Annotated in this window: 24 protein-coding genes; 13 read left to right on the forward strand and 11 right to left on the reverse strand. The window is 38.8% G+C overall.

Translation table 11 applies throughout. The features are described from left to right. The first annotated feature begins 14 nt into the window (after positions 1-14). From rpmF to G415_RS09310, 9 genes are read left to right on the forward strand one after another with little or no spacing between them, the layout of a single operon-like run. Entirely contained in the window at positions 15-194 is a 180-nt protein-coding gene (rpmF, locus tag G415_RS0100645) for a 50S ribosomal protein L32 (protein WP_022669645.1), read from the forward strand. After that, positions 194-1225, forward strand: a complete 1032-nt coding sequence (plsX, locus tag G415_RS0100650; RefSeq protein ID WP_022669646.1) for a phosphate acyltransferase PlsX — start codon at positions 194-196, stop codon at positions 1223-1225. Before rpmF ends, plsX begins: the two co-directional genes overlap by 1 nt. Further along, positions 1222-2199 (forward strand): beta-ketoacyl-ACP synthase III, encoded by a 978-nt coding sequence (locus tag G415_RS0100655; protein WP_022669647.1) that lies wholly within the window; start codon positions 1222-1224, stop codon positions 2197-2199. Before plsX ends, G415_RS0100655 begins: the two co-directional genes overlap by 4 nt. A 4-nt stretch (positions 2200-2203) precedes the next feature. Continuing rightward, a complete protein-coding gene (gene fabK, locus G415_RS0100660; protein WP_022669648.1) occupies positions 2204-3151 on the forward strand; it encodes an enoyl-[acyl-carrier-protein] reductase FabK in 948 nt (315 codons plus the stop codon). Continuing rightward, positions 3151-4086, forward strand: a complete 936-nt coding sequence (gene fabD, locus G415_RS0100665; protein ID WP_022669649.1) for an ACP S-malonyltransferase — start codon at positions 3151-3153, stop codon at positions 4084-4086. The genes fabK and fabD overlap by 1 nt, the downstream gene beginning before the upstream one ends. Continuing rightward, entirely contained in the window at positions 4083-4826 is a 744-nt protein-coding gene (gene fabG, locus G415_RS0100670) for a 3-oxoacyl-[acyl-carrier-protein] reductase (protein ID WP_022669650.1), read from the forward strand. The genes fabD and fabG overlap by 4 nt, the downstream gene beginning before the upstream one ends. A gap of 24 nt (positions 4827-4850) precedes the next feature. Beyond that, positions 4851-5087 carry an acyl carrier protein gene (gene acpP / locus G415_RS0100675; RefSeq protein ID WP_022669651.1) on the forward strand — a complete coding sequence of 79 codons (237 nt, stop codon included), beginning with the start codon at positions 4851-4853 and terminating at the stop codon, positions 5085-5087. Between the two features lie 9 nt (positions 5088-5096). After that, on the forward strand, positions 5097-6329 hold the full coding sequence (gene fabF, locus G415_RS0100680) for a beta-ketoacyl-ACP synthase II (RefSeq protein ID WP_022669652.1): 1233 nt from the start codon (positions 5097-5099) through the stop codon (positions 6327-6329). A gap of 30 nt (positions 6330-6359) precedes the next feature. Beyond that, entirely contained in the window at positions 6360-7010 is a 651-nt protein-coding gene (locus tag G415_RS09310) for an HAD family hydrolase (protein WP_022669653.1), read from the forward strand. Here G415_RS09310 and zapE read toward each other — a convergent pair. From zapE to G415_RS10560, 11 genes are all read right to left on the reverse strand, one after another. Continuing rightward, positions 6994-8040: an AFG1/ZapE family ATPase gene (gene zapE / locus G415_RS0100690; RefSeq protein ID WP_022669654.1), complete on the reverse strand. Its 1047-nt coding sequence runs from the start codon at positions 8038-8040 to the stop codon at positions 6994-6996. The genes G415_RS09310 and zapE overlap by 17 nt on opposite strands. A 2-nt stretch (positions 8041-8042) precedes the next feature. Beyond that, positions 8043-8978, reverse strand: coding sequence for a radical SAM protein (locus G415_RS0100695; RefSeq protein ID WP_022669655.1), 936 nt, complete (start codon positions 8976-8978; stop codon positions 8043-8045). 98 nt (positions 8979-9076) lie between these two features. Further along, positions 9077-10216: an acyl-CoA dehydrogenase family protein gene (locus G415_RS0100700; RefSeq protein ID WP_022669656.1), complete on the reverse strand. Its 1140-nt coding sequence runs from the start codon at positions 10214-10216 to the stop codon at positions 9077-9079. Positions 10217-10234: 18 nt separating this feature from the next. Then, positions 10235-11689, reverse strand: a complete 1455-nt coding sequence (locus tag G415_RS0100705) for a 4-hydroxyphenylacetate 3-hydroxylase N-terminal domain-containing protein (RefSeq protein ID WP_026939490.1) — start codon at positions 11687-11689, stop codon at positions 10235-10237. 19 nt (positions 11690-11708) lie between these two features. Further along, positions 11709-12485 carry a CoA-transferase subunit beta gene (locus G415_RS0100710; RefSeq protein ID WP_022669658.1) on the reverse strand — a complete coding sequence of 259 codons (777 nt, stop codon included), beginning with the start codon at positions 12483-12485 and terminating at the stop codon, positions 11709-11711. A 19-nt stretch (positions 12486-12504) separates the two neighbouring features. Next, positions 12505-13494, reverse strand: coding sequence for a CoA transferase subunit A (locus tag G415_RS0100715; RefSeq protein ID WP_022669659.1), 990 nt, complete (start codon positions 13492-13494; stop codon positions 12505-12507). Between the two features lie 2 nt (positions 13495-13496). After that, complete coding sequence (locus G415_RS0100720; protein WP_022669660.1) at positions 13497-13898, reverse strand: Zn-ribbon domain-containing OB-fold protein; 402 nt, start codon at positions 13896-13898, stop codon at positions 13497-13499. After that, the gene (locus G415_RS0100725) at positions 13899-15089 is read right to left on the reverse strand and encodes a thiolase family protein (protein WP_022669661.1); all 1191 of its coding nucleotides are present in this window, start codon (positions 15087-15089) and stop codon (positions 13899-13901) included. A gap of 266 nt (positions 15090-15355) precedes the next feature. Next, the gene (locus G415_RS0100730) at positions 15356-16729 is read right to left on the reverse strand and encodes a sigma-54 interaction domain-containing protein (protein WP_022669662.1); all 1374 of its coding nucleotides are present in this window, start codon (positions 16727-16729) and stop codon (positions 15356-15358) included. A 99-nt stretch (positions 16730-16828) separates the two neighbouring features. Beyond that, complete coding sequence (locus G415_RS0100735) at positions 16829-17797, reverse strand: ABC transporter permease (RefSeq protein ID WP_022669663.1); 969 nt, start codon at positions 17795-17797, stop codon at positions 16829-16831. Further along, complete coding sequence (locus tag G415_RS10560; RefSeq protein WP_022669664.1) at positions 17766-19868, reverse strand: HD domain-containing phosphohydrolase; 2103 nt, start codon at positions 19866-19868, stop codon at positions 17766-17768. The genes G415_RS0100735 and G415_RS10560 overlap by 32 nt, the downstream gene beginning before the upstream one ends. Positions 19869-19973: 105 nt before the next feature. Here G415_RS10560 and flgB point away from each other — a divergent pair, with 105 nt between their 5' ends. From flgB to fliF, 4 genes are read left to right on the forward strand one after another with little or no spacing between them, the layout of a single operon-like run. After that, a complete protein-coding gene (gene flgB / locus G415_RS0100745; protein ID WP_022669665.1) occupies positions 19974-20375 on the forward strand; it encodes a flagellar basal body rod protein FlgB in 402 nt (133 codons plus the stop codon). Positions 20376-20387: 12 nt separating this feature from the next. Next, positions 20388-20801, forward strand: coding sequence for a flagellar basal body rod protein FlgC (gene flgC, locus G415_RS0100750; protein ID WP_022669666.1), 414 nt, complete (start codon positions 20388-20390; stop codon positions 20799-20801). 33 nt (positions 20802-20834) lie between these two features. Next, positions 20835-21131 carry a flagellar hook-basal body complex protein FliE gene (gene fliE / locus G415_RS0100755; protein WP_022669667.1) on the forward strand — a complete coding sequence of 99 codons (297 nt, stop codon included), beginning with the start codon at positions 20835-20837 and terminating at the stop codon, positions 21129-21131. A gap of 44 nt (positions 21132-21175) precedes the next feature. After that, positions 21176-22831 (forward strand): flagellar basal-body MS-ring/collar protein FliF, encoded by a 1656-nt coding sequence (gene fliF / locus G415_RS0100760; RefSeq protein ID WP_022669668.1) that lies wholly within the window; start codon positions 21176-21178, stop codon positions 22829-22831. Positions 22832-22834 lie beyond the last annotated feature (3 nt).

The following is a 22834-nucleotide window of genomic DNA, read 5'->3' on the forward strand; positions in this document are numbered from 1 at the left end:
GAAAGGAGAGAGAAATGGCTCAGCCAAAAAGAAAATCATCTCACTCAAGGGCTGCAAAAAGGGCAACCCATAAGAAGCTTAAGAATGTTCCTTTAACTAAATGCCCAAACTGTGGTGAGTATAAACTTCCACATAGGGTTTGTCCATCCTGCGGCTATTACGGAGACAGAGAAGTAATTACACCAGAAGAGTAATGATTCAGGTTGCCGTTGATGCATACGGGGGCGATTTTGCCCCCGATGAAGTTATAAAAGGCGTTAGATACGCTTTAAAAGAGAAGCAGGGGCTTTTTGTTTATCTTGTTGGCAAACAGGATGAGTTAGAGAAGCTGATAGGTGATTTCTCGGATGATTTAAAAGAGAGAGTTGAGATAGTTAATGCGGATGAGATTGTAAGGATGTCGGATAAGCCATCCCAAGCTTTGAGAATGAAAAACTCATCAATGAGTGTGGGTATCAAGCTTGTCAAAGAAGGCAAAGCAAGAGCATTTATGACGGCTGGCAACTCTGGTGCGGCGATGGCCGTTGCCATGTTTAATCTTGGAAGGATAAAGGGTGTGTCAAGGCCAGCCATTGCGACGCTGCTTCCAACATTGGATGGTCAGGTGATGCTGATCGATGCTGGCGCCAATGTTGACTGCAAACCACAGCATTTAGTTGAGTTTGCCATTATGGGTGCTGTTTATGTAAAGTATGTCGTGGGCGTTAAGAATCCGAAGATTGGTGTTTTGAGTAATGGATCTGAGCCGGGTAAAGGCAACCAACTGACTTTAGCAGCCTACGATTTACTTTACAAAAGCAGGCTAAATTTCATAGGTAATGTTGAGGGTGATGAGATATATAAAGGTAAAGCCGATGTTGTTGTGAGTGATGGTTTTGTGGGTAATGTGGTGCTGAAGGTTAGTGAGTCTGTTCCGCATGTTATAGCTGAGTTTTTAAGGGAAGAGATAAGAAAGAGTTTTTTGAGCAAACTGGGTTTTCTGCTTGCGAAATCGGCTTTTAAAGCTTTGAAGAAGAAGACTGATTATGCTGAGTTTGGTGGTGCACCATTGCTTGGTGTTAATGGAGCATGCGTAATAAGTCATGGCAGAAGCAATGCTATTGCCATAAAAAATGCCATATTGAAAGCTTTAAGGTTTTCAGAAGAGAAGGTTAATGACAAGATTGAGTCTGCGCTTAAGAGTTGCTTGGTTTTGAAGGAGCTAAAGGGGGTAGTGAGGTCATGAATGCAAAAGTTATAGCGACAGGTGCATACCTGCCCAAAAAGATATTGACAAACTTTGACCTTGAGAAGATGGTTGATACATCGGATGAGTGGATAACACAAAGAACGGGTATTCACATAAGGCATATAGCAGAAGATGAGTCTGCAAGCGACCTTGCAGCTAAAGCCGCTTTTGACATACTGGATAATGCAGATGTATCAGCATCGGAGATAGAACTCATTGTTCTTGCAACTGTTACACCAGATATGCCTTTGCCTGCAACGGCTCTGTTTGTTCAGGAGAAGATTGGTGCAAGAAACGCCTTTGCTTTTGATATAAATGCGGCATGCAGCGGGTTTATGTATGCTTTATCTGTTGCCAATGCATATATTAAGGCTGGAATGGTGAAGAATGCGCTTGTTATAGGTTCTGAAACCTTAAGCAAGATAACAGATTGGACGGATAGGTCAACATGTGTAATATTTGGCGATGGTGCTGCTGGTATCTTGCTTAAGGCAACAGAAAACGAAGATGAAGGCATCTTGAGTATGGTTTTGCACTCTGATGGTGGATATACCGATTTAATGAGAGTGCCAGCTCCAGGCAGCAGACAGCCCTGCAGTGTTGAAGCCATAGAGAACAGAGACATTTACATAAAGATGAAGGGTAATGAGACATTCAAAATGGCAGTAAGAAGCATAGCCAGTGTAAGTAAAGAAGCATTAGATCTTGTAGGGCTTGGATTTTCGGATGTTGATTGGATGGTATGTCATCAGGCTAACAGAAGAATCATAGAAGGCGTGGCAAAAAGGGTGGATTTGGATTTAGATAGAGCTATAATAACGATTGATAGACACGCCAATACAGCGGCAGCTTCAATTCCGTTGGCTTTAGATTGGGCTGTGAAAAACGGCAAGATAAAGGAAGGGGATATTGTTCTGTTAAACAGTTTTGGTGCAAGTTTAACCTGGTCTGCAGGTGTTGTAAGGTGGTGATGTAATGTTTAAGACGAAGATTTGCGAACTGTTGGGTATAGAGTATCCGATAATTCAGGGTGGAATGGCATGGGTTTCTGATGCTATTTTGGCTGCAGCTGTCTCTGAAGCTGGCGGTTTGGGTATTATTGCAGCTGGTAATGCTCCGGCTGATTGGGTGGAGAATGAAATTATCAAAGCAAAAGAGATAACAGATAAGCCATTTGGCGTTAATATAATGCTTTTATCTCCCTATGTTGATGATGTTGTTGATGTTGTTATAAAGCATAAGATTAAGGTTATAACGACTGGTGCTGGAAGTCCTGGCAAGTATATGGATAGGTTTAAAGAGATAGGAGCTAAGGTTATACCTGTGGTTGCATCTGTTGCCTTGGCAAAGAGAATGGAGAAAGAAGGTGCAGATGCGGTTGTTGCAGAAGGTATGGAATCTGGTGGCCATATAGGTGAGCTTACAACTATAGCACTTGTGCCGCAGGTTGTTGATGCTGTTGATATTCCCGTTATAGCAGCAGGTGGTATAGCAGACGGAAGGGGTTTTGTTGCAGCACTTGCCTTGGGTGCCCAAGGCGTTCAGATGGGAACAAGGTTTGTGGCATCTGTTGAGTGCACGATATCAGAAGCTTACAAAAAGGTTATTGTTGAAGCCAAAGATAGGGATACGGTTATTACAGGCAGAACAACAGGCCATCCCGTTAGAATTATAAAAAACAAGCTTGCACGAGAGTTTATGAAGCTTGAAAATAGCGGAGCGACAAAGGAAGAGCTTGAAAAGTTTGGTGAAGGCAGGCTTAGACTTGCAGCAAGGGAAGGTGATGTGAAAAACGGCTCTGTTATGGCTGGTCAGATTGCCGGTCTAATTAACGATATAAAACCTGTATCTAAAATTATATCCGATATTATGAGAGAAGCTGAAGAAGTTTTATCAAACTTAAGCAGATTGGGAGATAGGTGATGAGATTTTTGATGTTTACGGGTCAAGGTTCCCAGTTTGTTGGAATGGGAAAAGATTTGTATGAGAGCTTTGATGTTGTAAAAGAGACATTTAATAAAGCTAATAATGTGTTGGGTTTTGACTTGGTCAATATGATGTTTAACGGGCCTGAGAAAACCTTGACATTAACTGAGAATGCTCAGCCTGCGATACTCACCGTTTCTGTTGCAATTTACAATCTTTTGAAGAGTGAGACGGACTTTGATTTTGATTTGGCTGCAGGTCATTCGCTTGGTGAGTATTCTGCGCTTGTTGCTGCAGGCTCTTTGGGTTTTGAAGATGCCGTTTTTGCCGTTCATAAAAGGGGCAAGTTTATGCAACAGGCTGTGCCAGAAGGCGTTGGTGCTATGGCTGCTATTCTCACAGACAAGCATAGTGAAGTTGAAGAGTTGTGTAAGCAGACGAGCAAAAGCTTAAAGAACGGTTATTGCCAGATAGCCAATTACAACGCAAAGAAGCAGGTTATAGTGTCTGGTTATAAAGAAGGCGTTGATAAGGTTTGCGAGCTTGCAAGAGAGAAGAAGTTGGGTAAGGTTATACCTTTGAGTGTCTCTGCTCCATTTCACTGTGCTTTGATGGAGCCAGTTAAAGAGCAGATGAGCAAGGTGCTCGATGGGATACACTTTTCAAAACCGAATAGAAGGGTTATAGAGAATACAAAATCCGATGTTATAGACTCAGAAGATAACATAAAGGAGTATCTGATAAATCAGATTACAGAGCCTGTTAGATGGATTGATAATGTTAATAGGGCTATTGAGCTTGGTTGTGATGAGTTTGTTGAGTTTGGGCCTAAAAATGTGCTTGCTTCTATGTTAAAAAGGGAATTAAGGAAAGCAAACATAAACTATGTTGTTGACTTAGAAAGCTATAATGACTATAAGGATAAGGTATGAGTTTTAAGGGAACTGTTGCTTTGATTACTGGCGCTTCAAAGGGCATAGGCGCTCAGATAGCTTATCAGCTTGCAAAAAAGGGTTTAACCGTTATAGTTAATTACTCTCACAGTAAAGATAAAGCAGAAGAGTTGTGCGAAAGAATAAAAGCCGAAGGTGGAAACTGCGAAGTTTGTGGTTTTGATGTTAGCGATTTTGAGCAGGTTGGTGATGCTGTATCTGAGTTAATAAAAAAGCACAAGAGAATAGATTACCTTGTAAACAACGCTGGCATTACCGATGACGATTTGATAATGAGAATGAGCAAGGAGAAAATAGATAGGGTAATAGATGTGAATTTAAAAGGTGCTCTGTATTGCTCAAAGCATGTTAGCAGGTGGATGATAAAAAACAGATTTGGTGTTATCGTTAATATATCAAGCGTTATAGGTTTGATGGGTAATGCAGGCCAGAGTAATTATGCAGCAAGTAAGGCTGGTCTTATAGGACTGACAAAATCTTTGGCTAAAGAGCTTGGAGCAAGAAACATCAGGGTTAATGCTGTTGCACCGGGCTATATAGAGACGGATATGACGGCTGTTTTGACTGATGAGCAGAAAAAAGCTCTGATGGAGAGTATAGCTATAAAGAGACTTGGAACAACGGAAGATGTAGCGAATCTTGTTGAGTTTTTATTGAGTGAAGAAGCGTCTTACATTACAGGTGAAGTTATTAATATCAGTGGCGGATTATACATTTGAAAATAAAAGAGGAGGGTTTAAAAGATGAATGTAGCAGAAGAAGTAAAGAAGATTATTGTTGAGCAGTTGGGTGTTGACGAAGAAGAAGTTAAACCAGAAGCCAAGTTTATCGAAGATTTAGGCGCTGACTCTCTTGACACTGTTGAGCTTGTTATGGCTATGGAAGAGAAGTTTGGCATCGACATTCCAGATTCTGATGCAAGCAAGATTATAACGGTTCAGGATGCGATAGATTATGTTGAATCCCATTTAAACAAGTAAGAGAAGGCGATGCGAAGGGTAGTTGTAACCGGAGTTGGAGCTATAACTCCTGTTGGACTTACGGCTGATGAAAGTTTTAAAAATGCCTGCAAGGGTATAAGCGGCATAGATAGAATAACGCGCTTTGACCCTTCCAATTACACCGTTCAGATAGCAGGTGAAGTTAAAGGATTTGACCCGACAAAGTATGTGGATAAAAAGGATGTAAAGAAGATAGACCTGTTTTCTCTTTATGCCATTGCAGCGACACAGGAAGCAGTTGAAAATGCCGGTTTAGAGATTGAAAAGGAGAATCCTTTTAGGGTTGGTGTAAGTGTTGGCAGTGGTATAGGTGGACTGCAGACAATAGAAAAGTATAACGAAGCGCTGCTTAAAAGGGGTCAAAAAGGCGTATCGCCGTTTTTCATACCTGTTGCCGTTATAAATATGGCAGCGGGCAATATAGCAATGAAGTTTGGATTTAAAGGACCCAACTTTAGCGATGTTACGGCTTGTGCGACTGGAACACACTCCATAGGTTTAGGTGCCCGTTGTATAGCTTACGGTGATGCTGATGTTATGATTTGTGGCGGCACAGAGTCAACGATTACACCTTTGGCGGTAAGCGGCTTTGCCAATATGAAAGCACTCTCAACGAGAAACGATGAGCCACAGAAGGCATCTCGTCCGTTTGATAAGGATAGGGATGGATTTATCATAGGAGAAGGTGCCGGCATTCTTGTTTTGGAAGAGTATGAGCATGCAAAGAAGAGAGGGGCACCAATTTTAGCCGAATTTGTCGGTTTTGGTATGAGCGATGACGCTTATCACTTTACAGCTCCAGACCCAGAAGGCGACGGTGCAACATACGCTATGCAGATGGCTTTGAATGATGCAAAACTCAATCCTGAAGATGTCGATTATCTCAATGCTCATGGAACATCAACCTACTTTAACGATATCATTGAGACAAAAGCCATAAAAAGGGTATTTGGAGATTATGCTTATAAGCTTACGATAAGCTCAACAAAATCTGTTACAGGGCATCTGCTTGGTGCTGCAGGTGGCGTTGAAGCTGTATTTAGCGTTCTCGCTTTGAAAAACGGCATAATTCCACCGACGATGAATTTGGATAATCCGGATGAAGAGTGTGACCTGTTCTATACGCCTAATGAAGCGATAGAAAAGGATATCAGAGTCGCTATGTCTAACTCGTTTGGGTTTGGTGGAACAAACGCCGTTGTGATATTTAAGAAGATTTAAGCAGGGTGGTGTTTGCCACCCTTTCTTTTTATGAAAGCCACATCTATCTTTTTTGACTTAGACGGAACACTCATAGATTCAAAATTGGATTTGGCAAATAGTCTTAATGCTGCATTTGAAGCCTTCTCTTTGCCAACCCTTGATAATGAAAGAATTTATAGTTTTGTTGGCAATGGTGTAAGGCGTTTGATAGAAGACTCGTTAAGGTTTGTTAATGCTCTGGATAAATTCGACGATGTTTTTTACTATTTTCTTTCTCATTATGACGAACATCTTCTTGTAAATACAAAACTCTATGATGGTGTTGAAGAGTTGCTTGAGAAACTAAAGAGCAAAGATAAAAAGCTGTTTGTTATAACAAATAAAAGCTTCAGATTTGCATATAAGATACTCAAAGGACTTGGCGTTGATAAGCTGTTTGATGAAATTGTCGGCGGCGATACATTTTCAGCAAAAAAGCCAGACCCTATGCCCATTATTGAGCTGTCAAAAAAGCACAATGTAAAGCTTTCTTCTGCTATAGTTGTTGGTGATTCAGAAAACGACATAGAAGCTGCAAAAAGGGCTAATGTTAGTGTTGGCTGGGCAGCTTACGGCTTTAGGGATAGAGAGATACTAAAGCTTTACAATGTCGATTTTGTTATAGAAAAACCCAAAGAGCTGCTTAATGTGATTGAATAAGAAAACACTTCTCGGATAAGCGTGATATACACCTGCCTATCTTTGATTTGAATTTTCCATCTTTTAAATCTGGATGAAAAACACTCAATAAGTCTGTCTGACTTGTTGCGAATATCTCAACATCTCCATAATAAAGCGTGTCTATAAGGTGAGTAAAACGCAAAGCATCGGGCAGTTCTGTGTCTTTAAACGGCCTTAGATTTTCTATAAACAGAGCATCTAATTTGTATGAGAAGTTTGCATATTTTGTTGGGTGTATCTCCCTTAATTGTTTGAGTAGTTCTTCAAATGTTATGAACATTTTGTATCTTCCCTTCGTTTCGTACTGTTCGAACATCTCTTTTAAACTCTTTGCTTTCTTGTTTAAGTCAATATTTTTGCACTTTATTCTATAGTCTTTGCCGTCGATTATTATTGTCTCGAATGCTTCTATTAGGCTTCCGATTCTCTCTTTGAACATTAGTATGTCTAACTTTCTTGCACCAAGCTCTGTTGGAAGGGCGTTTGATGTTGTTATTACCACGCTGTCTGTTTTGTTGACTTCCCTTATGAAGTTTATACCCGTCATTGCATCGCCTGGGTCGTCTAACTCAAACTCATCAAGCAGTATTAAGTCAAATCTCTCTGTTAGCATCTGAACGACTTTCATTAGTGTGTAATGAGATACAAGATACATAAGATCGGCAAACGATAGAAATATGCTTTTGCCTTTATATGCGTTGCCTACAGATGCAAGCAAGTGGGTTTTGCCAACTCCGAATACGCCGTCTAAGTATATGTTTTTGGGTTTTTTGGCTTTAAAGAATTTTCTCAATAGTGCGTTTTTTGGTTGTTTTTTTCTGAATTGTTCATACTCTTTGACAAAGTTTTTTAATCTTTCAACAGCGGCTCTTTGTGATGGATACTCATCATTTGGTATGTAATTGTCAAAAGAGCAGTTTTTGAATTTTGGCGGTATTGCATTGTGCGTCACGATCTCTTCTATCGGCGCTTTGAAGTCTATCTGGCTTAGTGTTATAATGTTTTCCATAGCTAAATCCTTCCTTTTGATTTCAAAAATTGTATGCAAAAATCGTCCAATCTTGTCAGGCCTGCGTCTTTAGCATACTGCAAGGCTTCTAAATACTCATCATCTGTTATGGGTTTTGCTATCTCTTCAAATCTGTATGCTAAACCCAAAGGCCTGTATTGAGCCATAATATTTACATAGGTGTTTTTTGATATCTCTTTTGCTATAAAGTTTACAATCTCTTTTGTTCCGGCAAGGCCGTTTGGCAAAACAAGGTGTCTGATTAGAAGCCCTTTCTTTGCTATGCCGTTTTCTATGATTAGGTCTCCAACCTGTTTGTGCATTATCTTTATCGCCTTTTTTGTTGTCTGCGGGTAATCTTTGGCTGATGAGTATAGTTCTGCGACTGTTGAATCCCAGTATTTAAAGTCAGGCATGTAAATATCTATAATTCCGTCAAGCAGATTTAAGGTTGATGGAAGCTCATAGCCGCTTGTATTGTAAACCAAAGGGATTTTAAGTCCCTTATTGATGGCTATCTTTAGTGCTTTTAAGAGTTGTGGAACGATGTGTGTCGGTGTTACGATGTTTATATTGTGGCATCCTTTTTTCTGAAGCTCTATCATCATGTTGGCGAATTCTTCTATAGTTGTTGAGTTACCTTCGCATAAATGGCTTGTTGATGCGTTTTGACAGTAGATACAGAGCAGATTGCAGCATGAGATGAAGATAGTGCCTGAGCCGTTTTTGCCGACAAGCACACTCTCTTCTCCGAAATGTGGGAAGTAGTCGGCTATAACGGGAAGTTCTGCCGTGTTGCAGATGCCTTTTTTGCCTTTTAGTCTGTTTACCCTGCAGAGTCTCGGACAAATTCTGCAGGATTTTAACAACTCGTAGGCTTTTTCTATCTTTTCGTTTAATTTTCCTTCTTCGAATGTTTTCAGATAAATCGGTTCCATAAAAAATCCCGAATATTCTACTTATAAGTATGATTTTTTCAATCTTATATTGTTTTGATGGTAATTAGGGTAAGGCAGCCAGAGGCTGCCTGTTTGATTTATTTGCCTATGGTGGCTCTTGCGATTATTACCTTCATGATGTCGGATGTGCCGGCCGATGGCCCTAAAACGAAAGAGTCTCTCAAGAATCTTGTCACTACTGCTTCTTCTGTTACTCCATAGCCGCCCTGTATATCTACTGCCATTTTTGCTGCCTTTTGGGCTGCTTCGGTGGTGAAGTATTTTGCCATCGCAAACTCTAAGTCACTTCTCTGGCCTTTATCCTGTATGCTGGTGGCTCTGTAACCTAAAAGTCTGCCGATCTCTAAGTCCAGCCTCATCTCTGCTATCTTGTTTTGAATTGTTTGTAAATTACTTATGGGTTTTCCGTAGAGAATACGTTTTTTGGAGAAATTTACTGTTATTTTGAGAAGGGTATCCATTATACCTAAGGCAACACCTACCATCCCTCCTCTACCTACTTCTCCTATAGCGCTCATTGCAACGCGCATACCTTTGCCTTCCTGACCCAACAAGTTGGATGCTGGAACTTTACAGTTTTCAAGGAGAATCTCTCCAACACTGCATCCGTGCAAACCTATCTCATGCCACTCTTTTCCTCTTCTGAAACCTTCGAAAGTATCTTCTATTATGAGAGTTGAAAACGCTTTCGGATTTTCTGAGTCTTTGGCAAGCACTACAAAAGTATTTGCTATAGGAGCGTTGGTTAGCATTATCTTTCTTCCGTTTAAGATGTAGAAGTCACCCTCTTTTTTGTAGGTAGTTTTTATTCCGGTTGGATCAGAACCGCCCGTGGCTTCGGTTACTGCAACCGTAGCAAGTTTTTCTCCGACTGCCAGACCCGGTAGATACTTTTGTTTCTGTTCGTCGTTTCCGAATTTTAAAATAGGTTCTATGCCCAATCCGAAGATTTGAAGCATCATTGCTACGCCAGGCGATACTTTTGCTATCTCTTCCAATGCTATAAGTCTCTCTGTGTACCCAAGACCCAAGCCGTTATACTCTTTTGGTATAAAGATGCCCGTAAGCTTTTCGTCTTTTAATGCTTCTACGACCTCCGGAAGAGCTACTTTTTTCTCTTCCATCTCTCTAACTTTAGGTTTTATTTTTTTCTCCGTAAACTCTGCTACCTTTTTTCTGAAAATTTCCTGTTCTTCAGTAAAGGTGAAATCAATCATCTCCTTACCCCCTTCCCGTTATTTTTTCTTTTGAGGCTCCTGCAGGTCTTCGTCTATATCCATTATCTTTTTAGCATATTCTACATACTTCTCAAATGGTGTAAATAGCCTTACGAACAGTCTTGCTCCGTCAGGAGAGCCGCCTCCGTGCATTGTTCCCGGTACACCCGCTCCAAGCGTCAACCACTCTACCAATCTTGCTATTTTTGCCCGTGTTATGCCCGAACCCTGTCCGGCTTTTAAGTATTTCTTTATCTTGTCCCCATATTTTGGGTCTTCTATGTCTTCGTAGGCTGGTAGACAACCTGTCTCAACTATTCCTCCGCCAATTTCTTGAGCAAGTCTTTTGGTTTCGTATGGAAGGGTAGCAACCTGAACCTTGTTTGCATTTGCCAATAACGGGTCAGGGAAGTATACACCTGAGCTGTGTTGTTTGCCCAGAGCTATTGCCCCTATACCGAGGCCATAGGTTACTTCGTTGTTTATTGACATGGCTATGAGTTTATCCATGAATATTTTGGATGCTAAGCCATTTGCTCTTGCCATCAGTACGGATGCGCCTATCATGACGTCTCCCTGTCCGGCCACGCATGCACCTATGCAGGCTCTGTATGTTGAAGTGAAATATGTTATTATGTCGCGTGTGTATTTGTATTCTCCGCACATAAATACGCGTTCGTTGGGCACAAATACATCGTCAAAAATCAGATATGCCTGAGTTATGCCGGTTTTTGGCATATCAAAGTTGTCTTTGAGTTCTCTTAAGTCGCTGGGTCTTGTTGTTTCGATAATGGTCAGTCCTTCTATGTCTCTCGGCACAACACATGCTACAGCGAAATCTTTGTCGCTTTCACCGTAAACTCCGCCTGGGAGTATGAATATTTCATTTGCTGCAGCTACGCCGCATATCATTACTTTTGCACCGCGAATTACTATGCCATCTTCCCTTTTTTCTACGACTCTGATGTTTGTATCTAAATCTTCTTGTTGGGATGGTTTTTTGCTTCTATCTCCTTTTGCATCTGTTAATGCACCGGATACGGCCAAACTGTTTTCTTGGGCGTATAAAATCCATTTTTTCAGTCTCTCGTGGTAATCTGTGCCAAATTCTTTATCTATATCTTGTGTTACGGCATACATAACATTCTGACAGTTCCATCCTACGCATACAGCTCCCGTGCATGTTCCTGTTAGTCTGTAGCATGTTCTTTTCATTCTTGAATTGGCTATAACATCTTCTTCGCTCATCATAAGGGAGTTAAATCTAAAAATTTTCTCTCCGGTTAGCTTTGATGTTGTGGTAAATATTTCTTCGTATTCCGGATCGTATCCTGCAGCAAAACATCTGCTATGACTCTCTACGGTTCTTTTTGTGGCCGGGTCTGTAGTAACATCTTCAATAAGTTTTCCAAATTTGTAAATGTTTGGCCTCATTTTCCTCAAAGACTCTTTGTACTCCTCAGCAGTTTTCATTGTAACACCTCCTAAAAAATTATTCTGCACTTCTTGAAATTACTACCCTGAACGGGTCAACTTCTTCTCTTAAAATTTTTAGCTCTTCCTCTGTCGGCGGTTCGGTTTTTCCTATCGGTTCTTCTATTATCAGCTCAAAGCCAGTGTTTTTGATAACATCGTCTACGGTTACTCCAGGGTGTACCGACTCAAGTTTCATTCTTTTTGTTTTCTCATCAAACCCCATAACAGCCAGATTGGTTATGACTTTGTAAGGACCTGTATTTGCCGGGAGCCCTGCTTCTTCTCTTGCGCCTGGTCCCGTTAGATAACCAGGAGTGGTAATGTAATCTATATCGTTTGTAAATCTGCGTGCTGAGTGTGGTGCTAAAATTACGCTTCTCCATGCAAAAGATGCAAAATCGTTTGCTCCACCACTTCCCGGGAATCTTACTTTCGGTTTATCGTGGTTTCCTATAACTGTTGAGTTTATGTTGCCATACATGTCTATTTGAGCTCCGCCTAAAAATGCATAATCTACAAGGCCACGTTGGTTCATTTCCATTATTTTCGGCATGCTTACCGTTTGAATGGCTTTGTATACGGTGTTTGAGTCTCCTATGGATATTGGCATAGATGGCAGAAGAGGTGCGACACCGCCCACTTCGAACATTATTAGCAGGTTGGGAGCGTATAGTTTTTGGGCTAAGGCCGCTGCGGCGCATGGCACACCGGTTCCTACTGATACGCTCGCTCCGTCTTCAAACATTCTTGCGGCTACACATATCATTAACTCCATTGCATTGTATTCGGACATATTTACCTCCCCTTATTTTTTATTCTGCATCAATATGAAGAACCTTTTGTCTTAGTTTTCTCATCTTTTCCAGACCGCCCGTAAGCTGTAGGAAATCTTCGAAATTCTCACAATCAAGGATATATTTTTTTATAAATTTCTCGTAAGTATCTTCGTTTTGGGCTGCCTTGAGCATATTTTTTAGGAAATCTACGTCCATGTGATACTCATAAGGCATGCCTCCGGGGTGTGCACCGTATGGCACTTCAACAACCGCATCGACCAGATAGAACGGTATTGTAGTTCTCAGCGGATCATCTCTGAAAAACTCGGTAGGCACCAGTCTTTCTGTTGTTACTATTACGGTTTTTGAGGCTTCTGCCAGTTCAACGTCGACAAGGGTTGTGCCCTTTATAAAACTGTTTCCGTATTTGTCTGCTGCGTGGACATGTATAAAAACTATGTCAGGATATACTGCCGGTATGGCAGCATAAGTTTTTCCTGTAAAAGGGCATTTTATCTCTTTTGCGGCACTGTATTTAAAGGTATCTGTTCCTAATATTGACCTTGCGGGTATAAACGATAAGCCCATGGCTGCCGCTTTGACTCTCCATGCAAGTGTTCCGTTTGACCATTCCGTGACTTTGACTTTTCCTGTTTCGAAACATCTTCGGGCCATTTTTGAAATACCTAAGGCTTCCAGAGCCATCCCATAGGATATGTCGCACTCTTCAAAGCACCCGCTCATGAAGGCAAGTACCGACGGTAAAGGTGAACCTCCTATTGCCCCGTATTTGAGATGTTTTAAATCGTTTTTTCTTACCTGTCTTATCAATTCCATCAGAGCTGCTACCGGAGTTCTTTCGATGGCGGAATTTCCCGCTGCTATATAATCGCCGTCTTTTAGGTATTTTGATACGGCATCTTTTAGAGTAGTTGTCTTGTTGACCATCTTTTTTGTTCTTTTTTTGAAGATTGCTCTCATCTCATCCGGGTCATAAAACCCGTAAAGTTTGCCTACACTTTCCATTTTTACCCCCCTGATATAGGTTCAAATTTTGGAATGTTAAAATCGCCTGAAGGCTCCCATATTACCTGAACTTGCATACCGCATTCTATGAGTGACGGTTCGCAATTTACTATGTTGCTCAAAAAGTGGATGCCCTCATCTAACTCTACTATTCCGACCACGTATGGAATTTTGTCTTTGAAGTATTCGTCGAAAGCTACCCTGTATACGGCAAAGCTGTATATCCTGCCTTTTCCTTTTGAGACTATGGTTTCAAATTCGGTTGAATGGCATTTAGGGCATGCTATCGATGGTGGCCATAAAACAGTGCCGCAGGTTTTACATTTTTTGAATCTTAACTCTTTGTTTTTCGTGCCTTCCCAGAAGAATTTCGTATCGCTGTTCGGCATTGGATAGAAACTCATCTAAAGCCTCCTGAGGATTATGGTTGCGTGGGTTTGCAAAACACCGCCGTTGTCACTGCATAATATGATTTCCGGCTTTTTTGTGCTTTCTACTTTACCAAGCTGTCTTTCGCCGCATCTTCCCATCAGTTGCATTACACCTTCTGTTATGGGTGTTAGTCCCATGAAATATGCCTCGGAGAGTAATCCCCCTGATGTGTTTACGGGTAGTTTTCCTCCGGGTGCTGTGTAGCCGTTTTTGAAAAAGTCTTTTCCTTCTCCGGGTTTGAAGAATCCATACTCTTGCATGGTTATTTCTACTGTGTATGTGAAACAGTCGTATATTTCGCATGCGTCTACTTCGTTTATTGTTATGTCAGCCATTTCGAATGCCATTTGAGATGCTTTTTTTGCCCCTGTCGGTCCTGCCATGTATGTGGATTGGTGTATGTCTATGCTCGGGTTTGCTTCACCTATTCCCATTATCGTAACAACTGTATGTGGCAGGTCCTTTGCTCTTTCTGTTGATGTGACTATGCAGGCTCTTCCTCCGTCGCTTATTAAGGCTGCATCGTATTTTCTGAAGGGTTCTATAAGGTAATCTGCTGTCAGGTAGTCTTTTTCTGTGAGTTTTTTCTCATGCATTGTAGCTATAGGGTTTAGATTTGCCCATTTTCGCTGGTTTATGGCTATCTCTTTCCATGTTTCTGGTCCTGTTTCGAATTCACACATAGCCTTTCTTGCTGCGAGAGCGTAATCGCCTACAAAGCCGAATTCTCCAAACATGTGCGTTTCTTCTTTTGGTATTGGATGTGTGGCCTCCTCGATAAACATTCTTTTTGTCGAGAGGGCATTATCTGCATAAATTATCAACACGTTCTGGCAGAAACCCGCTTCCAGAAGGGATATAGCCTGAATAAATTGATTTCTCGGGCAGTAAGATTCCTGACTCAATACCGTGGGTTCGATTCCAAGCAGTTGGGCTATAAGATACGGTGTCGGCTCTGGTTCGTTTTTTGGTGGGTTGAATTGTCTGTAGCATATTAAGCAATCTATATCCTCTTTTTTAAGACCGGCGTCTTTTATCGCATTGATTCCGGCTTCTACATAAAAACTTACCGCTGTTCTACCTGGAATTTTTCCTTGAGGTGTGTATCCGACTCCGACTATTGCGTATTTGTCTTTTAATTTTCTTAGATGTTTGTAGTTCATTTTCCCTCCTTTTACTTTGAATTGTAAGGGACTAATTGTTTTCTAAGTTTCCTAAATTTATTAAATATTCGTTTATTTATTGAGCAAATATGATTCCTAAACTTGAATATAACTTTAAATACTTGTTATGAGTGGAATTTATTAAAAATGTATTAAATAGGTTTTTTGAGGTTTTTATCGTTTATGATAGTTAATATAGGTTAGATGGGTGTTTTTTTGCTGTTTGTTTAGGGATGTTTCGTGTTTCAAAATTGAATCTTTAAATCTCACTTTTGAAACTTTATTTTGAACTTTTTTGCTTTTCTTGCAGCTGTTGATTTTGAAATATTGAGTTTTTTCGCAAATTCTTGAATATTTTTGCAATTTAATGCTGTCTCTTTTAGAATTTTTTCTTCGCACTCATGGAGCATTATTTTTAAATCTTTTTGACACTTGTCCTTTTTATAGTCTAATTGTATGTTTAGTTGTTTTGTTTTAAGAAGAGAGTAGTAATCATTTCTCGTTATAGTGTTGCTCTTGGTCAAAATCATTAGGCGTTCTATATAGTTTTCTAATTCTCTTACATTTCCTTTCCATTGGAGATTTTGAAACAGTTTTATTAAGTCTTTCGATATCCGTTTATTTAATCCGTATTTTTTATTTAATCTGTCGGTTATGTATTTTGTTAAGGGTTCTATATCCTCTTTTCTTTCTCTTAAAGGTGGTATGTGTATTGGTATTACATTTAGTCTGTAGTATAAATCTTCTCTAAAGAGATTCTTTTTAATCATTTCTTCTAAATTTTTGTTGGTAGCTGCTATTATTCTTACATTTACCTTTGTTGGTTTTACTGACCCTAACTTTGTAAATTCTTTATCTTGTAGAACTTGTAAAAGTTTTGTTTGTACATCCAAAGGTATTTCTCCTATCTCATCCAGAAATATTGTGCTATTGTTGGCTTCCTCAAAAATGCCTTTTTTACCTTTTGGATTTGAACCTGTAAAGGCTCCGCCTTTGTATCCGAACAGTTCGGATTCTATGAGATTATTAGGTATAGCGGCACAATTTACCTTAATGAAAGGTCTATTTTTTCTTTTACTTAAACTATGAATTAATCGTGCTAAAATCTCTTTTCCGACTCCAGATTCTCCTGTTATTAAAACGGTAGAGTCTATTTTTGATATTCTAATTGCCAATTCTACTATTTCCATCATCTTTGGGCTATGTGCTATTATACCTGGAGAACTCCTTTCCTTGAAGTTGTGGTCGGTTTCGAAGTAGGCTATATATTTGTCGAATTCAGATATATCGTATACTGTATTTACTACAAAAGTCATATTTCCTTTTTTATCAAAGACAGGTTTCCCATGAGACAGGAGTGTTCTATTAGTTCTTGTTGTGAATGTTGTTACTGCTGGTTTTCTTGTCTTTAAAACCAGCAAAGTTGCGGATGCGCTGAAGTAATTGTTTTCTACTAACTCTTTCATATTTTTTCCTAAGAGCTTTTCTCTCGGTAATTGTGACATTTCTTCGTAAACTTTATTGATATAAATTGTGTATCCATCGCTATCTGTTACGTATACCCCTACATATAAGTTGTCAGTTATTATGTCTGCTAATTCTACAGGAAAACTTAAACATTGTTTAGATACTTTATCCATGTTCTAATTTTTCTCTTTGTTTTACTGAACTATGATTAAAGTTCCTTTATCATAGTAAAATAAATGATTAGATATGTCAAGGACGGAAAAAACTTGATTTCAAGAGTACCTTATCCTTGGGTCAACCAAGGCATAGGTTAAGTCTGCTATTAGGTTGCCAAGGAGAGTAAGTATGCTGCTTATGGCTAAGATGCCCATTACGGTTGGGTAGTCTCGTGCCATTGCTGAGAAGTAAAAAAGCTGACCCATACCTGGAATAGCGAATATTGACTCTATTATTACACTTCCACCAATGAGAGATGGTATTGATAATCCCATTATTGTTATAAGTGGTAAAAGGGCGTTTTTTAGTGCGTGTTTGTATAGTATTTTTCTTGTTGGTATCTTTCTTAAAAATAGAAGTTTTATGAAATCTTTATCCAACACATCTATCATGCCACTTCTTACATACCTTGCAAAGCCAGCCAATGAGCCAAACACTCCTATGAAAATAGGGATAACAAGGTGTTTTGCTTCGTCTAAGTAATAGGCAAATGTGCCTGCTTTTGCATTGAACGAGTGTAAACCGCTCAAAGGTAGAATGTGCCAATGAACGCTTAAAAGCAGCATTAAAAGTAAAGCAAGCCAGAACGACGGCATAGCATACCCACTAAAAACAAAAAAAGTAAAAAATTTATCTATGAGAGAGTCTTTTTTTACGGCTGATACGACGCCTATTGGTATAGATATGATTAATGATAGTATAAGTGTTATGACATTGATTAATAAGGTTATGGGTAATCTTTGTGCAATTTTTTCTGCAACGCTTTGACCATCAACAAGGCTGTATCCTAAGTTTAAGCTTAAGAAGGATTTAAGCCAATCCCAATATTGGACATAAATCGGCTCATTTAGGTGATAAATCTTTTCCATATTTTTTAAGGATTCTGCCGATACATTTGGATTAAAACCACCCGCTGCATTTATTGGATTACCCGGTGCAAGATGAATTATAATAAAGATAATAAATGTTATACCTATGAAAGTTGGAATGAGCTCAAATAGCTTCTTGACCAAAAAGTTCAGCATACTTTTTATAGGCGTTTTTCTTTTTTTTCAAGGAACATATATACATTAACTCTTCTGCTGATTTTCCTTCTTGTGGGAAACGAGCAAAGGTTATATGACAACCAATTATTTTTTTAGCTTCATCTTTACTTATTATGCAGCTTTTGCTCTCTATCTTTTTTATTATGCCCTGTTTTAATTCCCACTCCATTAAGCTTTGGAATGCTTCAGCGTTTTCGCTTAAGTATATGAACATGAATGAATCGGCGCCAACTCTTGAAAGCGCTTCTTTTTTTGCAATTTTTTTTAGTTCTTCTGCAACAAACATAATTATTTTATCACCAACTTCCCTACCGTATTTGTAGTTTAAATAAGAAGTGTTTTTTATGTCAACCATAAAAAGAGTGAAAGGCTTTTTATCTTTTATTAGCTTGTCTATTTTATGAATGAGAAACGACCGTCTTTTTAATCCTGTCATGAAATCAAAGTCTATTATGTCCCTTCTGAGTTTCTCTATGTCTTCCGGTAGATATGTTTTGTTTATTCTTGTCTCTTTTAAAAAGCCTTCTATTAATTCATTTTCCACTTTTTTCAATATGTTTTGGTCTATTTTTTCTTCTTTGAGTATTTTTATTGCTTCTTCTGGCGATAAACCTTTCCTATAAGGTCTGTCTGTTGTTAAAGCATCAAATATATCGGCTATTGCAAGAATTCTTGCTCCAAGCTCAATCTGGTCGCCTTTTAACCCATCTGGATAACCACTCCCATCCATCTTTTCGTGGTGATGTCTGATGCATGTTGCTATTGACCTGAATTTTGGGACATTTTTTATAATTTCGTATGATATTATTGGGTGATATTTTATTATTTCGTATTCGAATGGTGTTAAATCTGTTGGTTTGAGCAGAATCATATCAGGTATACCTATTTTACCTATGTCGTGCAAGAGACCAGCATTGTATATCATCTCTTGTTGGTGAATGTCGAGTCCTAACTTTTTTGCTATTATTTTGGAATATACAGCGACATGTTCTGAGTGTCCCTTTGTATAGACATCTTTTGCTTCCGTTGCAGAGACGAATGCTTCTATCAAACCTTCTTCTGTTTCTGAAAGCTTACTTGAGACGATTTTTATATTTTTGTAAGTGTGCACTATGGATATAAAATGCGTTAGGGCTATTTGAAGATTTGATAGTTCTCTTTTAAATTCATTTGACGGTTCTTTGTCAAAGGAGAAACAGAATATAGCAACGGCTCTGTCGAATGAAACTATTGGTATAAATACAGCAAACGGCGACTTTGAATGTGGTATGCACGCTTCTGAAATTTCCGTGGCATTATTTTTCCATAGGTTATATATGGGTGAGTTTTTGCTATCATTTATTGTTCCAAAAACTGTGCTGTCGTTTACTTGGATGTATAAATCTTCTGACGCAAAAAGGAGAGAAGCCGTATTTGCATTTACCATTACTTTTATTTTTTTTAAAGCTTCGGCAATGAAATTTGCAGAGAGTTTGTATTTTAGTTGATGGTCTAATAGACTTAAAAATTCTAACTGTCTTTTATTTTTCTCTTTCTCTTTTTCTATTTCTTCTATGTATCTCTGCTTCTCAAGTTCCGATGCTATGGAATCTGCTATCTTTTTCAAAACCTCAACTTTCTCAGACGAAAACTTTTTGTGTTTTGTTAAGCTTATAAGGTGCAATGAACCATATATAGTGCTTTTTGTTTGAATAGCAACTGCAAGAAGAGATTTTAAACCCACTTTTATCCATGGTTTTAAAGAGTATTTGTATTTTTGATAATTATATATTTTAATAAATCCATCCTTTTTTAATTTTTCGTGAAAGTGTCTCCTTTTTTTTAGCGGAACTTCATATAACTCAGGAAATTTCTCTTTTGGGAAGTTATCTCTCATAAAAAAAGACGAATGTTTGAATCGTATTACATCATCTTCCCATAGACCTATAAATGCGCCATCGACGCCGAATAGCTCAGCTACACCATCAAGTATAGACTTCCAGTTATCGCTCAGGTATTCTCTGTTTGTTATCTTGTTTGATAAGTCGAATGCTTTAATGAGTAAATCCATTCACCACCCCACTCGTTATTTTCTATCATATAATAAAATCTAAGTCAAACGATGGAGATATTTAAGGGAATGTTTTTTGCTAAGGAATAGGTGGAGGTGAAAAAGATGGCATTCTTGGGTGATTCAACTTTTACTTACTTAAAAAAAGCGCTTGATATTGCCGTTTTAAGGCAGGATGTGATAGCAAGCAACATAGCAAATGCCGATACACCTAACTATAAGGCAAAACATATTCCGTTTAAAGATGTGCTTGATATTGCAGATAGTGAGTTAAAATTGAAAAAAACTGACCCAAAACATATAGATGACTCAAGTGGCGGTATGGATTATCTCATAAAACCAGATAAAAACGATTATATAACAAAAAACGACAAAAATAATGTAAAGCTCGATAAAGAGTTGACTGACCTTGCAAAAAATACCCTGCTTGTAAATGCCTTGACGGCTTTTGAGAAGTATAAGTTTAATGAGTATAGGGATGTTATCTCAGCTTCTAAGAATATTTAAGGAGTTTGAGCGATGAGCGTGTTTGATAGTTTGAATATAGCATCTTCTGGCATGAGTGCACAAAGACTCAGAATGAACATTATATCTGCAAATATAGCAAACGCCGATAGTGTAAAAACAAAAGAAGGTGGACCTTACAAAAGAAGAGATGTTGTGTTCGAAGCTGTTAATTATGATAAGTTTGGAGATGTTCTAAAGGAAGTTAAAGTTGCAGACATAGTTAGAGATGATACGCCACCAAAACTCGTTTATGACCCATCAAACCCTTTGGCAAACAAAGACGGGTATGTGGCATATCCCAACATAAACCCTGTTGTTGAGATGGTAAATTTAATTGATGCAATGAGAACTTATCAGGCGAATGCATCTGTTATAGATTCGGCAAAACAGATGGTTCAGTCGGCTCTAAGTGTTTTAAGGGCTTGAAAATTTTCTGTTTTTTCTTAAAATGGAGTTAGCATGGATATAAAAGATATTACGCTTAAGCCGATAGATAGCTCAGAGATAAAGAAAAGCGAAACCAAAAAGGCAGAAGGTGATTCTTTTGCTGAGATACTAAAGAAATCGCTCGATGAAGTAAATAAGCTTCAGAATAGGGCAGATGAGTCTATCAAAGATATAGCTGCCGGCAAAATGGACAATATTCAAGATGCCGTAATGGCTATAGAGAAAGCAGATATCTCGTTGAAGCTTCTTACAGAAATCCGCAACAAAGCCATTGAAGCCTACAAAGAAGTAATGCGCATGCAGGTATAGTTTTTAGTTGCCAAAATATCCATTTTTGTTATATTTGATAGGGTATGGATTTTAAGTTATTTATTGAACAGATAAAGAAATTCTATAACTCCATGAGCAAACAGCAAAGGATTGTTCTTTTTTCATCGTTGGGGGTTTTGCTTGCAGGTTTGATATTTATCTTTGCAATGGCAAGCAGGGTAAGTTATGCTCCTTTGTTCACCAATCTTAATGCTAAGGATGCAGCGGACATTGTATCTTATCTAAATCAACATGGAATCAAGTACAAACTTGAAAATGGCGGTTCTGTTATAGAAGTTCCAAAAGATATGGTGTATAGCCTAAGGTTGGACCTTGTTGCTGCTGGCCTTCCAAAACACGGCGTTGTTGGCTTTGAAATATTTGATAAACAGAATTTTGGCACGACACCGTTCGTTGAAAATATAAATTACATAAGAGCTTTGGAAGGAGAATTGACTCGAACCATTGAGAATATAGCAGAAGTTAAGTCTGCACGGGTAAATATAGCAATCCCAAAACCTACAATATTTACAGAGAGACAACAACCACCGACAGCGAGTATTGTGCTTGACCTTTATAGACCATTAAGCAGAGACCAGATACTTGCCATTCAAAGACTTGTTGCTGCAGCCGTTCCAGGTTTGTCTTACAAAGATGTTACAATTGTTGATTCGGAAGGTAATCTTCTCTCCATAAATTCGTCTCAAGAGCAGCTACTTACGGCAAATGAGCTTAAGTATAAGCAGATAGTGGAACAGCAATACACTCAAAGGATAAAGAACTTGCTTCAACCTATTTTAGGAAAGGATAAATTTGTTGTAAGTGTGAATGTTGATTTGGATTTAAGTAGAGTAAAGAAAAAGTCAATAACCTATGACCCGAATAGCGTTGTTGTATCAGAAGAGAGCGAAGAGTCTTCTACGACTACACCCGTAAATGGTGGAGTGCCGGGAGTCATATCAAACATTGGCAATAACACTACTACTCAATCTCAGGTATCTAAGAGCAGTAAGTCAAAGACCATTACCAATTACGATGTAGGAAGAACGGAAACTTTGACAGAGGAGCCTCTTATAAAAATAAAGAGCGTTTCGGCTGCTGTTGTTGTTGATGGTATGTATGAACCTATAAAGAATAAAAAAGGCAAAATAACAGGTTATAAATTCAAACCGCTACCCCAAAGTGAGATAGCGGCTATCCAGCAAGCGGTGATGAGTGCAATTGGATATAACAAAAACAGAGGTGATAAAGTAACCGTAACCTGTATGAAGTTTGCATCAACAAAAGGGGGTAATATGGGAAATTCCATACTTGGTGGCGGGAATATGGTTATTAATGTAGCTTCATATTATAAATATGCTTTAGTAGCTTTGCTTCTTGCTCTCTTTTACTTCTTGTTCTTAAGGAGATTTATCAAGAATGTTATGACGGCAAGTTTACCTAAGGTTGAAAAAGAAGAAGAAATGAAAGCCGAAGAAGGAAAAGAAACGGAAGAGATAGAAGAAGAAAAAGTTAAGGGTAAGACTATTAAAGAGATTGAAGAAGAAATAGCATCGAAACTTGAAGAAGAAGAGGTTGTTGACGAAGAGAAGATTAGAAGCAGTATGATGGAAGAGAAGATAAGAGAAGCAGCCCAACAGAACCCAGAAGAGGTAGCAAGTCTAATAAAGACACTTCTTGCATCAAAACCAAAGGGGTGATAT

The organism is Hippea alviniae EP5-r (assembly GCF_000420385.1).
GTDB classification, from domain to species: domain Bacteria; phylum Campylobacterota_A; class Desulfurellia; order Desulfurellales; family Hippeaceae; genus Hippea; species Hippea alviniae.

Coding starts and splice junctions, on each gene's coding strand:
- rpmF (WP_022669645.1), top strand. CDS start 15: ATGGCTCAGCCAAAAAGAAAATCATCTCACTCAAGGGCTGCAAAAAGG.
- plsX (WP_022669646.1), top strand. CDS start 194: ATGATTCAGGTTGCCGTTGATGCATACGGGGGCGATTTTGCCCCCGAT.
- G415_RS0100655 (WP_022669647.1), top strand. CDS start 1,222: ATGAATGCAAAAGTTATAGCGACAGGTGCATACCTGCCCAAAAAGATA.
- fabK (WP_022669648.1), top strand. CDS start 2,204: ATGTTTAAGACGAAGATTTGCGAACTGTTGGGTATAGAGTATCCGATA.
- fabD (WP_022669649.1), top strand. CDS start 3,151: ATGAGATTTTTGATGTTTACGGGTCAAGGTTCCCAGTTTGTTGGAATG.
- fabG (WP_022669650.1), top strand. CDS start 4,083: ATGAGTTTTAAGGGAACTGTTGCTTTGATTACTGGCGCTTCAAAGGGC.
- acpP (WP_022669651.1), top strand. CDS start 4,851: ATGAATGTAGCAGAAGAAGTAAAGAAGATTATTGTTGAGCAGTTGGGT.
- fabF (WP_022669652.1), top strand. CDS start 5,097: ATGCGAAGGGTAGTTGTAACCGGAGTTGGAGCTATAACTCCTGTTGGA.
- G415_RS09310 (WP_022669653.1), top strand. CDS start 6,360: ATGAAAGCCACATCTATCTTTTTTGACTTAGACGGAACACTCATAGAT.
- zapE (WP_022669654.1), bottom strand. CDS start 8,040: ATGGAAAACATTATAACACTAAGCCAGATAGACTTCAAAGCGCCGATA.
- G415_RS0100695 (WP_022669655.1), bottom strand. CDS start 8,978: ATGGAACCGATTTATCTGAAAACATTCGAAGAAGGAAAATTAAACGAA.
- G415_RS0100700 (WP_022669656.1), bottom strand. CDS start 10,216: ATGATTGATTTCACCTTTACTGAAGAACAGGAAATTTTCAGAAAAAAG.
- G415_RS0100705 (WP_026939490.1), bottom strand. CDS start 11,689: ATGAAAACTGCTGAGGAGTACAAAGAGTCTTTGAGGAAAATGAGGCCA.
- G415_RS0100710 (WP_022669658.1), bottom strand. CDS start 12,485: ATGTCCGAATACAATGCAATGGAGTTAATGATATGTGTAGCCGCAAGA.
- G415_RS0100715 (WP_022669659.1), bottom strand. CDS start 13,494: ATGGAAAGTGTAGGCAAACTTTACGGGTTTTATGACCCGGATGAGATG.
- G415_RS0100720 (WP_022669660.1), bottom strand. CDS start 13,898: ATGAGTTTCTATCCAATGCCGAACAGCGATACGAAATTCTTCTGGGAA.
- G415_RS0100725 (WP_022669661.1), bottom strand. CDS start 15,089: ATGAACTACAAACATCTAAGAAAATTAAAAGACAAATACGCAATAGTC.
- G415_RS0100730 (WP_022669662.1), bottom strand. CDS start 16,729: ATGGATAAAGTATCTAAACAATGTTTAAGTTTTCCTGTAGAATTAGCA.
- G415_RS0100735 (WP_022669663.1), bottom strand. CDS start 17,797: ATGCTGAACTTTTTGGTCAAGAAGCTATTTGAGCTCATTCCAACTTTC.
- G415_RS10560 (WP_022669664.1), bottom strand. CDS start 19,868: ATGGATTTACTCATTAAAGCATTCGACTTATCAAACAAGATAACAAAC.
- flgB (WP_022669665.1), top strand. CDS start 19,974: ATGGCATTCTTGGGTGATTCAACTTTTACTTACTTAAAAAAAGCGCTT.
- flgC (WP_022669666.1), top strand. CDS start 20,388: ATGAGCGTGTTTGATAGTTTGAATATAGCATCTTCTGGCATGAGTGCA.
- fliE (WP_022669667.1), top strand. CDS start 20,835: ATGGATATAAAAGATATTACGCTTAAGCCGATAGATAGCTCAGAGATA.
- fliF (WP_022669668.1), top strand. CDS start 21,176: ATGGATTTTAAGTTATTTATTGAACAGATAAAGAAATTCTATAACTCC.